Raw genomic sequence first — 12,204 nt, forward strand, 5'->3', positions numbered from 1 at the left:
ATTCATTGCTAATAGGCAACCATTCACAGGGGTTATGATCGGTACACAGTAACACTACAGAACATCTTGCTTATGAAATTGAACACCCAGCTTACATTACCCACACTCATTCTTGGATTGGTCATCGTCGCGATCCCGTTCACCGCAAACTGGAATCTTCCTCTGTTAAACGGCACCGTTGTCAGATGGATTGAAAATGGGCAGGCGCTGTGGCTACTGTTTGGCGCGATATTTACTCTCGTCTATATTCGGCCTTTATCTCGTCCTGAAGGTGAGAAGCAATTTTGGCTGTGGGCGGCAGTGTGGTGGCTGGTTTTACTGGGCAGAAGCACCAGTTGGGGACGTGATTATTTCCCTGAGCACCCTAAACTTCTGTTCAGAACCATTTCAGTCGTGTTAATTGCCATGATTATTCTGCCAGTGTTATTGTCGAAGCGCTTACGGCAGGATATTGCACGTCGTGTACGTAATGAACCGCTGCCGATTTGGCTGCTGGCAATCACCACCTGTGCATTTTTAATATCTGACACCGTAGAACATCATCGCCTGCTGTCGCCACTGTTTCTGCATAATGCCCATTACGGCGATCTTATTGAAGAGCTGTATGAACTGCCGTTTATGGTGGGATTATTTCTGATGAACCTTGGTTTTATGCGGCGAGATAAGAAGGAAGAATACGCATCTGTTCGTGTAGGCAAGCAACTGCTGGCTAAGTGATCGAAATAACAGCCTGAGCCTTGAACAAAAGACTCAGGCTGTGTGTACTGTTATTTACGCAATAGCCTCACATAAACGTGACTTCATCTCGCTATATGATTGCGCAGCATACTTCTCTGCCCAATGTTGATCGATGATGTGTTCGATATTCACCGCGCAATACTTGGTTTCCGGCGTTTTCGAGATAGGATCAAGATTATCCTGGGTTAACTCGTTACATGCGCCAATCCACCACTGATACGTCATATACACCGTTCCGCTATTGATGCGCTCGGAGACATCGGCACGGCTAATGACTTTCCCACGACGGGAACTCACCCACACCAGGTCACGATGACGGATCCCCTGTTTGGCGGCATCCTGAGTATTGATTTGCACATAGCCCGGTTCATCTGCCAGCGCCTGCAGTGCCGCGCAATTGCCGGTCATGGAACGACAGGAGTAATGCCCCACTTCGCGCACGGTACAGAGCACCATCGGGTATTTTTCATCCGGTACTTCGGCAGGGGCTCGCCACTGAGCGGCAAACAGCTTGCCCTTACCGTTGGCGGTATCAAACCGACTATTCTGATAGAGATACGGGGTGCCAGGGTGATCGAGATCCGGGCAAGGCCACTGAATATGGCCCATATCGCCCATTTTCTCATACGTTACCCCATAGAATAGCGGACAGAGTTCGCGCATCTCATCCCAGATTTGCTGGTTGTTTTGATACTGCATTGGGTAACCCATTTCGGTCGCCAACAGACTGATAATTTCCCAGTCGCGCTTCACATCCCCGGTGGGTTCGATCGCCTTCTCAAAACGCTGAAAACCACGATCGGCGCAGGTAAAGACGCCACCGTGTTCGCCCCATGAGGTTGCGGGCAGGATAACGTCGGCCATTTCCGCCGTCTTGGTCATGAAGATGTCCTGCACCACGATAAAATCAAGCGCGTTGAAGCCTTCTCGAACCAGGCCCAAATCGGCTTCGGTTTGCAGCGGATCTTCCCCCATGATGTAGTAGGCTTTAACTTTGCCTTCAATCGCCAGATGCGGGACTTCGGTGATCCGTGTGCCCACCTTGTCATCCATCAGGTTGACGTCAATCCCCCAGGCTTGAGCAAATTTCGCTCTCACTGCGGGATCGGTAACGTCCTGATAGCCCGGAAATTGATTGGGAAGCACGCCCATGTCGCATGCGCCCTGAACGTTATTCTGCCCGCGTACCGGGCCGACGCCGACGTTAGGTCGACCCAGATTGCCGGTCAGCAAGGCCAGACTCGACAACCCACGCACGACGTCGACAGCCTGGCCGAACTGCGTCACGCCCATTCCCCACATCACCGTCGCTGACGGTGCGGCGGCAAAGGTGCGCATCGCCTGGCGTACCTGTTGAGCTGGCACCCCGGTGAGGTGTTCAACGGTTTCAGGCGCATAGTCCTTTACGGTTTCCCAATAGCTTTCCAGGCCTTCGGCATGCTTTTGTACGTATTCACGATCGTAGAGCTGCTCTTCAATCAGCACGTGTCCAAAGGCGTTGACCAGCGCCATGTTACAGCCATTTTTCAACTGCAGGTGCTGGTCTGCAATACGCGCGGTTTCAATGCGGCGAGGATCGCAGACAATGATTTTCGCCCCGTTCTGACGGGCTTTGATGACCCGGCGGGCGACTATCGGATGAGAGTCTGCGCAGTTATAGCCAAAGATGAGCAGGCATTTGGAATTTTCAATGTCGCTGATGGAATTGCTCATTGCGCCATTGCCTAAGGTTTCCTGCAATCCGGCAACGGAAGGGCCATGGCATACGCGAGCACAGCAATCGACGTTGTTGGTGTTGAGCACGCCACGTGCGAACTTTTGCATCACATAGTTGGTCTCGTTTCCTGTTCCACGGGAAGAGCCAGTAGTCATGATGGCGCGGGGACCATGAGCATTTTTGATGTCGGATAAGCGTTTTGCGGTGTAGCGAATGGCTTCATCCCAGCTGACGGGCGTGAACTTTCCCCCTTTTTCATAACGGATCAGCGGGCGAGTTAGACGGGGAGTCAGAAGGCGCGTGTCGTTAAGAAAATCCCAACCGTAGTAGCCTTTCAGACATAGCTGGTTTTGGTTGGTCACCCCTTCAGCGGCTTCGGCGCGGATGATTTTGTTATTTTCAACAACAAGCTTGAGCTTGCACCCGGCCCCGCAGTATGGGCATACACTGGTGATTTTTTTCATCAATAACAGACCTGTTAAATGCTGAAATAGCGCGAATTGTAGACGCAGCCACGTGAATAGGTCACGGGCTACGATGTATCGTAGTGACGGGCTGTTAAAGCATAAAGTGTGCCAGAATTGAAAACGTAGTCACGGTAGGGTTGGGCTGCGAAATTAAACGTAAAGTCACTGACGAAACGACATTAATGACGATAAACGTCAGAAAAGATCGCCATTTGCGGTGATCTAAGATCATGAAACATCGGAATAAGATGAAAATCCATGGTGATGGTGATCACAAATTTTAATTTTTCGGCGCTATGCTATGCTTTTAAATAACGAGTCAATCGTTCACGTAAAAACATAAGCGAGGAAAAAAATGGGTATACTTTCATGGATTATTTTCGGTCTTATCGCTGGGATATTGGCAAAATGGATTATGCCAGGCAAGGACGGCGGCGGATTCTTTATGACTATTATTTTAGGGGTTATCGGTGCAGTCGTTGGCGGTTGGATCAGTACATTGCTTGGCTTTGGCAAAGTGGATGGTTTCAACTTTGGCAGCTTTGCCGTGGCGATTATCGGCGCGCTCGTTGTTCTGTTTATCTACAGAAAAGTCAAAAGCTAAATCAAAACAGATATTGAAGTAGAGGCCACTTCGTGTGGCCTTTATTTTTTTACCACCAGCCCAATTCGGTGCCGAGTACCACAATAATGGCGACGCCAATCATGATGAGCGTTGTTTTTTTCATGGTTATGCTCCCGGAGCGGCGTAGCCGCCAATAAAGAACCAGGATAAAAAAACAACGGCGGAAATGAAGATAATGACAGGAAAAATAATACCAATCCGCATGGTTTCACCAGCCAACGTTATGTGAAGATGAGCCAGAATAACAGGGCTTAATGCGTGACAAAAGCAGTTTTGCCCTCGCGTTTTTTATCCAGGTACATCGCGCTATCAGCGTTATGAAGCGCACAGTTTAAGTCGGTTTCTCGCGGATCGACTTCAATCACGCCCAGGCTGGCGCCAGGATAAAACAGGCTGATAGCGCCAAGCTGATAGTCGCCGCAGAGTTGTTGTTGCAACTGGTCTTTAACCCTTTGCATGCGCGTGTGTTGATCTTCTTCACTTTTTTGTGACAGACCCGCGACGAGAAATTCGTCGCCGCCCAGTCGGCCGAGAATATCGTTTTCACTACACACATGGCGCAAACGTTGCCCAACCTGGATCAAAAATTGGTCACCAACTTCATGGCCAAAACGGTCATTGATCAGCTTGAAATCATCTAAATCAATATAGGCGACGATAATTTTTTGCTGCAAATGGCGAGCCAGTGAAAAGAGGGTTTCCATATTTTCGAAAATGGCCCGACGATTCGGTAATCCGGTGAGTGCGTCGGTGTAGGAGTGTGCAATGAGTGCCGCATTCGCTTCACGTAATTGCGCCACCAGTGACTCTTTTTGAATCGACTGGGCAATCAGACTCGCAAACAGATGCAGGACCTGCTCTCCGCGTTGGCTCAACGTTTGTTGCTGCCGGCTGGTGGCGCAAAGCGTGCCGTAAAATGTCCCATCCGGAAGGTGGACTGGCGTGCTCAAAAAGGTGGTAATTTCCAGCGCGCGTGCGGCGGCACAGTCTGGCCAGCGAGCGGGGACGTTATTGCTGTACAGGCAGTTTTCTTCGATTGCGCGCTTGCACAACGTTTCATCCCACGGCACCGACAAACCCTCGGGTATATGCATCTGTCGGCTGTTACGTGCATACAGAATATGCTGCAGGCGTGCATCTAAATCGACTTTGGTTAAATAGGTCGACTCCATGTCAGTCACCATTTCCAGCATCTCCAGAAGTTGCCGAACCAGACCCTCAACAGACTGCTCGGTGGCTAATGATTGTGAGACTCTGGCAAGGATCATGTCAGACATGAGAGGTAAATACTCCTGAGTAGTAACAACGACGGTGATGCCTGCATGATAAAACAACACTGTGAAAGATGAAACAAGCCGAACTGTATGAAATGTAAGCGGAGAATAAAAACGCATCAGTAAAACATGGAGGTAGGCGGGCAGTCAGGGTAATCTGCCCGCAATAACATTATTTGCAGGAGTGGTCATGAAAGCTGTGTTTATTGTGTTGCCAAGTATGCTGATGTTAGCGGGATGTTCGACGCAACCCGATGCACCAATGCCACCGAAAGTGGGTATGGCGAATCCGGCATCCGTCTATTGCCAGCAAAAAGGAGGTTCGCTGATTGCGGTACAAACGCCGCAAGGGGTACGTTCTGACTGCAAGCTCCCCGGTGGAGAAGTGATCGACGAATGGGCGCTTTGGCGCAGAGATCACCCGGCTAAAACGCAGTGAGAGCCTGCTACCATTGACGTAGCCACTCGGCCAGCACGAGAGCGTGGTTTTGTTGCGTATTTTTTGCCGCATACAGTAGCGTGACGGTCTGTTGACGCGCGATGTCAGCAAGCCGTTTCCCTTCCTGCTGCTGTTGAGCAAGCTCGGCGCGGTATTGTTCAGCGAAATGTTTAAAATCAATAAGTTCAGCATGAAATGCTTTGCGTAATTCAGTCGAGGGCGTGAGCGCTTTATTCCACTCATCGCAGGCCAGGTCGGTTTTTTTTAACCCCCGTGGCCACAGTCTGTCGACCAGAACGCGATAACCATCATTTTGTTCAGCCGGGTCATACACGCGTTTACATTGAATATTCATTTCTCAATCCGCTCCGTTATGTCACCGAATGGAGACGTTTTATTACCGTCTTTACGGTACATTAAGATCGTAAAACGTGACCATTATAGCATTTTGTCGCGACTGACTCCCAATTTAAGGGATTGTGAAAACAACAAAATATCGGTAGGGTGAGGCTCCTTATGTTGTCCCTTATTGTCTGGACACAAGGAAACTCTCATGGACATTTCCCCTGTAAAAAATACACTTCGCATTGCGCTGGTCGGTGACTACAACCCTGACATTGTCGCGCATCAGGCGATTCCCCTTGCTATTGATGACGCTGCCGCGGTGCTGGAATTAATGGCGGATTACGACTGGCTAACCACATCGGATATTAATAGCGGTGAGGACCTGGTCGGCTATGACGCTATTTGGGTGGTGCCCGGTAGCCCGTATCAGCATCCAGAAGGTGCGCTGACGGCTATTCGTTACGCCCGTGAAAACAGTATTCCCTTTCTCGGCACCTGCGGTGGTTTTCAGCATGCCATCCTCGAATATGCCCGCAACGTGCTGGGTTGGCACGATGCCGCACACGCAGAAACGGATACCGAAGGTCGCATGGTAATTGCCCCATTGAGCTGCTCGCTGGTCGAAAAAACGGATGATATCGAACTGCGGGCGAATACGCTGATCGCCAGAGCCTACAATCAGGAGGTGATCTCCGAAGGTTATCACTGCAACTACGGCGTATCGCAAGCCTTTGCCGACGAACTGGAGCGTGGGGATTTACGCGTAACGGGCTGGGATGAGGCGGGAGATATTCGGGCCATTGAACTGGTGACGCATCCTTTTTATGTTGGCACGCTCTTTCAACATGAACGGGGTGCCTTGGCGGGGAAACCCGTGCCGCTGGTTCAGGCGATGTTACGCGCGGCGCGCGGATAAAAAGTCGGGCAGGTCTGCAATGAGCCTGCCCCATGCGTTATGGCGAGGTTATCTCACGGCTGCGTCCAGCATACAGGCCAAACACAGCCATCAGTGTCGCTAGCAGGGCGACGCCAATCAACGGTATCTGCCAGTTACCGTTGAGGTCGTGAATTTTGCCCATTAACGGCGGTCCACACGCCGCCAGCAAGTACCCCACAGACTGCGCCATACCGGATAGCGCAGCCGCCTGGTGCGCAGAACTGGCACGAAGTCCGATGAACGTCAGTCCGAGGATCATCGTCGCGCCCGAGCCAAAGCCAAATAAAATCGTCCACAACACGGCCTGGTTGGGTAGCAGCCAGAATCCTGCGGCTGCAATCGCACACATTAATGAGACCAAAGCGGCAATGGCGCGTTGATCCTTCAATTTAAACAAGATTAAAGGGATCAGTAAGCCGGGTGCGGCAGTAGCGAGTTGCAGCAAACCGTGCAGCGAACCCGCCTGCGCCTCGCTGTAGCCATGGCTAATCAAAATAGCGGGCAACCAGCCGATAATCACGTAATAGACGAGTGAGTTGATCCCCAAAAACAGCGTCACCTGCCAGGCGAGGCTGGAGCGCCAGATCCCTCGGGAATGCAACGCGCGCGAGTTACTCATCGTGGCATGGCTCGTCTGGCGATACTGCGGTAGCCAGATAAACAGCGCCAGCAGCGGAAAGACCATCAACATCATCAGCGCACCGCGCCAGCCGAATCCGTTAAGCGCCAGCGGCACCACGATGGCTGAGCCAATGGCGGCCGCAGCTCCCATCGTCAACGAGTACGCCCCGGTAAGTTTTGCGACATGTTGTGAAAAATCACGCTTAATCAGCCCCGGAAGCAGCACGTTGCCTAATGCTATCCCACAGCCAATGAGGGTGGTTCCACCAAATAAGAATGGCGGCGAGGGCAATGAACGTATGGCAATACCGGCGCAAATCAGCAGCATGGCGGCAAACAGACTGCGCTCAATACCCCATCGACGGGCAACGCCCGCCGCCAGGGGGGAAACTAACGCAAAGGCCAGCAGCGGCAGGGTAGTCAGGAGCCCCGTCTGGGCGGTCGTCAGCGCGTAATCTGCGCGAATGGCATCCAGCAGTGGCGCAGCACCGGTAAAGGTAACGCGAAGCGTGGTGGCGATCATCAGGATACCCGCAATCAGCAATGCACCTTGCTTGCCGCGGGGGGAAGGGGAATAAGTCATCTTTTTCTCTTATCGTCAGGCGAGGCGATACCTTACCGTTTTTACACCATGGATGAATCAAGCTAAAATGACAGATTATCGCTAAAATCGGACAACGTTATGCTGGGACTGAGGCTGGACGGGTATGAACCGGATCGCTATCACGATGCCGCTGTGGCTTTTTGTATTCAGGCTCAGGAAGATGAACTCTTCAGCCCGCTGCATCAGCACCGTAAGGGCCAGTTGATCCTGGCATTGCATGGCGCGATTACCTGTGAAGTTGAACACGCCATGTGGATGGTGCCACCCCAGTACGCGGTGTGGATCCCGGGTGAGATCCCTCACAGTAATCACGTCACCGTTGGCGCTGAGCTGTGTTTTTTGTTTATTGAACCGCAGGCGGTGGTGATGCCTGAACGTTGCTGCACGCTGAAAATATCACCACTCTGCCGGGAACTGATTCTTTCGCTGGCGACCAGAACCGATGCCCAGCGGCTGGAGCCGTCAACGCAGCGGCTGACGCAGGTCTTGTTTGATGAACTTCCGCAGCAACCGCAGGAGCAAATGCAGCTGCCGGTTTCCGATCATCCGAAAATTCGCAGGATGGTCGCAACGATGGCGCAGGAGCCCGCGCAATGGCAGACCTTGGGCCAGTGGGCTAGCGTGTTTGCGATGAGCGAACGCAATCTTGCCCGGCTGGTGGTGAAAGAGACCGGGCTGAGTTTTCGCCGCTGGCGTCAGCAACTACAGTTAATTCTGGCATTACAGGCGCTGGTTGATGGTCGTAACGTCCAGCAGGTCGCCCACATGCTGGGTTACGATTCAACAACCGCCTTTATCACCATGTTCAAAAAAGGCCTGGGTCAAACCCCAGGCCGTTATCTGACGGGGCTGGCTACTGTTTCCCCACAATCAGCGAAACCAGACCCGCGGCGATGAGCGGCCCCACAGGGACGCCGCGAAACAGCGCAACGCCCAGTACCGTACCGACCAGCAACCCGGCGACTAACTGCGGCTGACTGCCCATCAGCGTGACGCCACGTCCACCCAGCCAGGAGACGAATACGCCGATAGCAATGGCGACCAGTGACTTCCAGTTTACGAAGGAGTGAATGAGCGTGGAGGGCGGTAGCGTTCCGCTGGCGATCGGTGCCATCACGCCAATCGTCAGGATAATAATCCCGACAGTCAGGCCCTGTTTTTCAATCCACGGGAAAAAGGTGTTCAGCGGGGTGACACGGACAATAATCAGCACCAGGATTGAAACGGCGACAGTGGTGTTGTGGCTGACAAAGCCCAGAGCTGCCAGTCCGAGCAGGATCAGCAGAGTGACATCAAACATCGTAGTTTCCTTGCCAAAAAAGATAAGCCTGCTTACTGTACGCGCAAATGCGTGGTGGAACAGGCTTTTTTTAGTGATGTATATGCTATTTGGGCGAACGCATAACCGTGCGTTTCTGTGCCGGTAACGGGGCGTTATAGCGTGTTATTTCGTGCGGCGAAACGTGACTAACTCCGGTTGCGCAATGCGCAGGTAATCCTGGGTGTCCATAATGACCGATTTTTCCAGCACCCCAGCGTTAAAGGCAATCTCATCAAAACGCTCGAACAAGAGTGGATCGGCGACCAGCTTGAGCTGAGGATGGAAGCTGAAGGGAGGAATGGCGCCAAAGACGCATCCCGTCAGTTCATCCACTTCAGCAGGGCTTGCCAGGGAGGCCCTCAAGCCGCCAAGATGGCTGGCGAGTTGGCTCAGATCAGCCTGTTGATCGGCAGAAAGAATAGCAAGCACATGCTGATTGACGCCATTGCCTTTCACTTTACACACCAGGGCTTTTGCACCCTGACCCAAGGCTGTGCCACGAATCTCTGATACCGCTTCGCATTTGCCGACGGCGTCGTGGCTGACCACGCGGTACGTTGCGCCGTGTTCCGACAATAACGCGACCAAACGTTGATGGGTTACATTACCTGTATTTACTTCCGTCATGTCTTACTCCTGATACCACAATAAAAATCCTGCGCAGAAAAAGTATCACGAACGAGGGTGCTTTTTCTGTTTGTTGAGATACAGCTGGGCGTCAGAGGCTTTGTAAGCATCGTTAATGGTGTCACCCGGCTGCATATTATAAATGCCGGCGGAAAAGCTAACGGAGGTCCCCGGCGCAATAATATGTAAGTTCTCGTCGATCCGTTCCAGCAACTGAGGAGTGAGCTCGGCAGGATAATCGATCAGAATCATGCAGAACTCATCGCCCCCGAGGCGAATAGCATAATCACTTTTGCGGATCGCGTTTTGAATCGCTTTGGCCAGAATAGTGATAATACGATCGCCTTCCTGGTGTCCCAGCGTGTCATTAATGGTTTTTAGCTTGTCACAATCAATAGCGATAAATGTCACCCGCGTTCCGGCGTTGACCAGTTGCTGCAAACGTTGTTCAAGCGTTGGCGTTAAGATTTTACGGTTGTACAACCCGGTCATCGCATCGCTGATATTTTCGCGCCGGACGTTATGATACAAACGAAAGTGGGTTCTGACCAAATTCAGCAGTAGCGCGGTTGCCAGCAGGTAAAAAGCGAAAATTTTCCAGGAAGAGACAATAAAGTACATTAAATCAAGGGAGAGTGTGATCCGTATTCCGCCGGGAATATCATTAACATATTGCACATACTGGAACAGGTTTGATTCACTCTGGTTGATGACGATCTCTTTTCCTGAACTGACGTCAGACAACGTGACGTTCAGATAACGCCAGACGAGGGGACGATCGCTGGTATAAAAAATATGCCGCAGATTGTCCTTGTTCACATCCACCATCACGACGCCTTTGAGTTTACCGGCGTAATAGACCGGGGTGATAAAGCTCATGACTTTTTCTTGCGTCAAATCATCCTCATAAATACTGGAAATGACGGTGCGGCCGGTAAAAACATCATCGATATCGTTCTGGTGAATTCCCAGCGTGCCTTTTTGCAAAAAAGACCAATGATTCATCGTGAACTGATTAGAGTTAATCAGGTTGTAGAAATAGATATAGTTATTATTTAAATCAATGTAATAACGAAATTTATACTCCAGTGTGGCTAATCCGTGGCCGTAATCGACCAGTTCACGATTGACGTTGACCGCCTGGTCGAAAGCGGGCAACAAGAATATGTCATCAAGTTGTTCAATACAGTTTGCTGAGTGGGTCTGTAAAGTACCGCGTAACGGCAGGTAGCTATGTGAGGTGAGATTCAGCCCGTACGTGCCGTTAACGTGCTCAAATGCCTGGCACAGTGCTTTTCGTTGTTCAGCAGAAACAGGGGCTTTGGGCGATGAAAAACGGCGCATTAAATGGGCGGCAATACTCTGATTAGTGTATTTATCATACAGGAAAGAGGAGTCGGCTTTCTCAATGACATAACGCATATAGGCGTTCATTGCCCGATCGCTGGCAATCAGTTCGTACACCAGAAAAGAAGAGGTCAAAACAATAACGCTTACGGAGATAAAGTGCCGGAGCGCTTTATGATGAAATTTCATAATGTTTTTCAGCCCTGTAAGTCCGATACTTCAGTTTATCACACGCTAAACGTCCACTCTAACGGTATGGGAATGCCCCATTGTTGGCTATTTTTGTAATAAAAATCATTCGTACTCTTCACCTTTAATCTTTAATGTTGTATTTATAATGCAACTTATAGAAAAGGAGACAGGCCGATGAGTACGATGGAAAAAGCAGGCCATACATTTCTGGCCAGCCTGGGGAAAACCCGCCTGCGCCCGGGGGGTATAGAAGCCACAGAATGGCTGTTCAGCCAGTCGCAATTGACGTCAGACAGTCAGGTGCTTGAAGTGGCGTGTAACATGGCGACCACGGCGATTGAACTGGTGCAACGCTTTGGCTGCACTGTATACGCCATTGATATGGACAAAAATGCGCTGGTTAAGGCGAGAAATAACGTCGCTGTCCATGGGCTGGAAAATCACATTCATGTCATGGCCGCTAATGCGAATACTATTCCTTTCGCCGACAACAGTTTTGACGTGGTGATTAATGAAGCCATGCTCACGATGTACGGTGATAAGGCTAAGACGAAGTTGATCGCGGAATACCATCGGGTACTGAAACCTGGTGGACGCTTGTTAACCCATGACATTATGTTTACGGCGCAAAAACTGGGAGAGGGCGATCAAAACCAGCTTCAGCAGGTTGTGAAGTCAAATGTGAGTCCACTGACGCAGCAAGGCTGGCGCGATCTATTTCTGGGCGCGGGATTTGAACAGGTGCTACAGCAAAATGGTGAAATGTCGCTAATGTCGCCGCAGGGGTTAATTCGTGATGAGGGATTTAACGGCGCCCTTAAAATTGCTTATAACGGACTACGCACGCATGAGAATCGCCAGCGTTTTCTTAAGATGTTCCGTTTTTTCCGCGCACAGCGTCACCAACTCAACTATATCGCCTGCTGTTCCGTAAAGGGTAAATAAAAAGG

14 protein-coding genes and 1 pseudogene are annotated in these 12,204 nt (G+C 51.0%); 6 read left to right on the plus strand and 9 right to left on the minus strand.

Annotated elements, in window-relative coordinates; translation table 11 throughout:
• Positions 1-72: 72 nt before the first annotated feature.
• Positions 73-717: a hypothetical protein gene (locus FCH32_RS13585; RefSeq protein WP_115258709.1), complete on the plus strand. Its 645-nt coding sequence runs from the start codon at positions 73-75 to the stop codon at positions 715-717.
• Positions 718-771: 54 nt separating this feature from the next.
• Here the strand turns inward: FCH32_RS13585 and fdhF are convergent, their stop codons facing one another.
• A complete protein-coding gene (gene fdhF / locus FCH32_RS13590; RefSeq protein WP_174361033.1) occupies positions 772-2,919 on the minus strand; it encodes a formate dehydrogenase subunit alpha in 2,148 nt (715 codons plus the stop codon).
• A 358-nt stretch (positions 2,920-3,277) separates the two neighbouring features.
• Between fdhF and FCH32_RS13595 the strand changes: the two genes are divergently transcribed.
• Complete coding sequence (locus FCH32_RS13595; protein ID WP_115258707.1) at positions 3,278-3,526, plus strand: GlsB/YeaQ/YmgE family stress response membrane protein; 249 nt, start codon at positions 3,278-3,280, stop codon at positions 3,524-3,526.
• Between the two features lie 49 nt (positions 3,527-3,575).
• Here FCH32_RS13595 and yoaJ read toward each other — a convergent pair whose 3' ends face one another.
• From yoaJ to FCH32_RS13610, 3 genes are read right to left on the minus strand one after another with little or no spacing between them, the layout of a single operon-like run.
• Positions 3,576-3,650: a protein YoaJ gene (gene yoaJ / locus FCH32_RS13600; protein WP_099530266.1), complete on the minus strand. Its 75-nt coding sequence runs from the start codon at positions 3,648-3,650 to the stop codon at positions 3,576-3,578.
• A gap of 2 nt (positions 3,651-3,652) precedes the next feature.
• Positions 3,653-3,751: a YoaK family small membrane protein gene (locus FCH32_RS13605; RefSeq protein WP_096757327.1), complete on the minus strand. Its 99-nt coding sequence runs from the start codon at positions 3,749-3,751 to the stop codon at positions 3,653-3,655.
• A 47-nt stretch (positions 3,752-3,798) separates the two neighbouring features.
• Entirely contained in the window at positions 3,799-4,824 is a 1,026-nt protein-coding gene (locus FCH32_RS13610) for a sensor domain-containing diguanylate cyclase (protein WP_174361034.1), read from the minus strand.
• Positions 4,825-5,011: 187 nt separating this feature from the next.
• Between FCH32_RS13610 and FCH32_RS13615 the strand changes: the two genes are divergently transcribed.
• The gene (locus tag FCH32_RS13615; protein ID WP_174361035.1) at positions 5,012-5,260 is read left to right on the plus strand and encodes a putative hemolysin; all 249 of its coding nucleotides are present in this window, start codon (positions 5,012-5,014) and stop codon (positions 5,258-5,260) included.
• A 7-nt stretch (positions 5,261-5,267) separates the two neighbouring features.
• Here FCH32_RS13615 and FCH32_RS13620 read toward each other — a convergent pair whose 3' ends face one another.
• A complete protein-coding gene (locus FCH32_RS13620; protein ID WP_096757324.1) occupies positions 5,268-5,615 on the minus strand; it encodes a DUF488 domain-containing protein in 348 nt (115 codons plus the stop codon).
• Between the two features lie 198 nt (positions 5,616-5,813).
• Here FCH32_RS13620 and FCH32_RS13625 point away from each other — a divergent pair, with 198 nt between their 5' ends.
• The gene (locus FCH32_RS13625; RefSeq protein ID WP_117342964.1) at positions 5,814-6,521 is read left to right on the plus strand and encodes a CTP synthase C-terminal region-related (seleno)protein; all 708 of its coding nucleotides are present in this window, start codon (positions 5,814-5,816) and stop codon (positions 6,519-6,521) included.
• A 37-nt stretch (positions 6,522-6,558) separates the two neighbouring features.
• Here FCH32_RS13625 and FCH32_RS13630 read toward each other — a convergent pair whose 3' ends face one another.
• Positions 6,559-7,746: a CynX/NimT family MFS transporter gene (locus tag FCH32_RS13630; protein WP_115258702.1), complete on the minus strand. Its 1,188-nt coding sequence runs from the start codon at positions 7,744-7,746 to the stop codon at positions 6,559-6,561.
• A gap of 99 nt (positions 7,747-7,845) precedes the next feature.
• Between FCH32_RS13630 and FCH32_RS13635 the strand changes: the two are divergent.
• Positions 7,846-8,638 (plus strand): annotated as a pseudogene (locus FCH32_RS13635) (AraC family transcriptional regulator); the annotation flags it as partial.
• Here the strand turns inward: FCH32_RS13635 and FCH32_RS13640 are convergent.
• The 3 genes from FCH32_RS13640 to dgcJ form a co-directional block, all read right to left on the minus strand.
• Positions 8,621-9,067 carry a DUF441 domain-containing protein gene (locus FCH32_RS13640; protein ID WP_016152803.1) on the minus strand — a complete coding sequence of 149 codons (447 nt, stop codon included), beginning with the start codon at positions 9,065-9,067 and terminating at the stop codon, positions 8,621-8,623. The pseudogene FCH32_RS13635 and the gene FCH32_RS13640 sit on opposite strands and share 18 nt — an antisense overlap.
• A 144-nt stretch (positions 9,068-9,211) precedes the next feature.
• Entirely contained in the window at positions 9,212-9,715 is a 504-nt protein-coding gene (locus FCH32_RS13645) for a YbaK/prolyl-tRNA synthetase associated domain-containing protein (RefSeq protein WP_174361036.1), read from the minus strand.
• Positions 9,716-9,760: 45 nt separating this feature from the next.
• Positions 9,761-11,251, minus strand: a complete 1,491-nt coding sequence (gene dgcJ / locus FCH32_RS13650; protein ID WP_096757320.1) for a diguanylate cyclase DgcJ — start codon at positions 11,249-11,251, stop codon at positions 9,761-9,763.
• Positions 11,252-11,428: 177 nt separating this feature from the next.
• Here dgcJ and FCH32_RS13655 point away from each other — a divergent pair, with 177 nt between their 5' ends.
• Positions 11,429-12,199, plus strand: a complete 771-nt coding sequence (locus FCH32_RS13655; RefSeq protein WP_115258699.1) for a class I SAM-dependent methyltransferase — start codon at positions 11,429-11,431, stop codon at positions 12,197-12,199.
• Positions 12,200-12,204 lie beyond the last annotated feature (5 nt).

Source organism: Citrobacter gillenii, from assembly GCF_013337685.1.
GTDB classification, from domain to species: Bacteria; Pseudomonadota; Gammaproteobacteria; order Enterobacterales; family Enterobacteriaceae; genus Citrobacter; species Citrobacter gillenii.

Excerpts from the sequence above, each read along its gene's own strand:
- FCH32_RS13595 (WP_115258707.1), top strand. The coding sequence starts at position 3,278 with ATGGGTATACTTTCATGGATTATTTTCGGTCTTATCGCTGGGATATTG.
- dgcJ (WP_096757320.1), bottom strand. The coding sequence starts at position 11,251 with ATGAAATTTCATCATAAAGCGCTCCGGCACTTTATCTCCGTAAGCGTT.
- FCH32_RS13585 (WP_115258709.1), top strand. The coding sequence starts at position 73 with ATGAAATTGAACACCCAGCTTACATTACCCACACTCATTCTTGGATTG.
- FCH32_RS13625 (WP_117342964.1), top strand. The coding sequence starts at position 5,814 with ATGGACATTTCCCCTGTAAAAAATACACTTCGCATTGCGCTGGTCGGT.
- FCH32_RS13615 (WP_174361035.1), top strand. The coding sequence starts at position 5,012 with ATGAAAGCTGTGTTTATTGTGTTGCCAAGTATGCTGATGTTAGCGGGA.
- FCH32_RS13610 (WP_174361034.1), bottom strand. The coding sequence starts at position 4,824 with ATGTCTGACATGATCCTTGCCAGAGTCTCACAATCATTAGCCACCGAG.
- FCH32_RS13605 (WP_096757327.1), bottom strand. The coding sequence starts at position 3,751 with ATGCGGATTGGTATTATTTTTCCTGTCATTATCTTCATTTCCGCCGTT.
- fdhF (WP_174361033.1), bottom strand. The coding sequence starts at position 2,919 with ATGAAAAAAATCACCAGTGTATGCCCATACTGCGGGGCCGGGTGCAAG.
- FCH32_RS13630 (WP_115258702.1), bottom strand. The coding sequence starts at position 7,746 with ATGACTTATTCCCCTTCCCCCCGCGGCAAGCAAGGTGCATTGCTGATT.
- FCH32_RS13655 (WP_115258699.1), top strand. The coding sequence starts at position 11,429 with ATGAGTACGATGGAAAAAGCAGGCCATACATTTCTGGCCAGCCTGGGG.
- FCH32_RS13645 (WP_174361036.1), bottom strand. The coding sequence starts at position 9,715 with ATGACGGAAGTAAATACAGGTAATGTAACCCATCAACGTTTGGTCGCG.
- FCH32_RS13620 (WP_096757324.1), bottom strand. The coding sequence starts at position 5,615 with ATGAATATTCAATGTAAACGCGTGTATGACCCGGCTGAACAAAATGAT.
- FCH32_RS13640 (WP_016152803.1), bottom strand. The coding sequence starts at position 9,067 with ATGTTTGATGTCACTCTGCTGATCCTGCTCGGACTGGCAGCTCTGGGC.